1 protein-coding gene is annotated in these 569 nt (G+C 45.5%); it reads right to left on the bottom strand.

Translation table 11 applies throughout. The features are described from left to right. Nucleotides 1–452, bottom strand: a 452-nt coding sequence (locus R7Z47_RS26140) for a LysR family transcriptional regulator (RefSeq protein WP_318130938.1), incomplete at its 3' end; no start/stop codon positions are given. Nucleotides 453–569 lie beyond the last annotated feature (117 nt).

Here is a 569-nt window from a genome sequence, read left to right as displayed (position 1 = left end):
GAAGGGCACACAAGCAGATCAGCTCTTCCTGTATTCAGAGATTCCCAGCTTCCTGCAAGAATTTCTTCTTGTAGCCTAATGCGTGTTGAGCTTACTTCCGCCAGCGCATCCACCATCGGGAAGAAGTTTGAAATTGGAATGATGCCATCAAACGCAACAGTAATATCCAACTCCCAACCGTTAGCAAGTAAAGTCGCATCATTCACTAACTTTTCACTCGCTTGCAGAATTGCACGCCCTCTTTCCAAAATGAGCTTACCCGCCTCCGTAAAGAGCGCTTTGTGTCCTGAACGGTCAAAAATATTGATGTCGAGATCTTGTTCGAGCTTTTGGATTTGGTAACTCAGTGAAGATGGTGCTCTATCGAGCTCATTTGCCGCTGCCGCAAAGCTGCCTCTGCGATCTATCGCATCCAAGATATGGAGCGCTTCTAAAGTGATAGGGCTCTGCACGATAACTCCCTTTGTGTGATGTGAATCCCAGCTGTGATATTTGGATAGATTTGTCAGATATCGTTTTCAACAATATCACACACTGATAAATCAAGACTAGCAAGGCCAAGCACTGAC

The sequence above is a fragment of the Vibrio sp. 1641 genome (genome assembly GCF_033339995.1).
In the GTDB taxonomy this organism is placed as follows: domain Bacteria; phylum Pseudomonadota; class Gammaproteobacteria; order Enterobacterales; family Vibrionaceae; genus Vibrio; species Vibrio alginolyticus.
The sequence above is the reverse complement of the archived record's forward strand: the minus strand, read 5'-3'. Positions and strand labels throughout refer to the sequence as shown.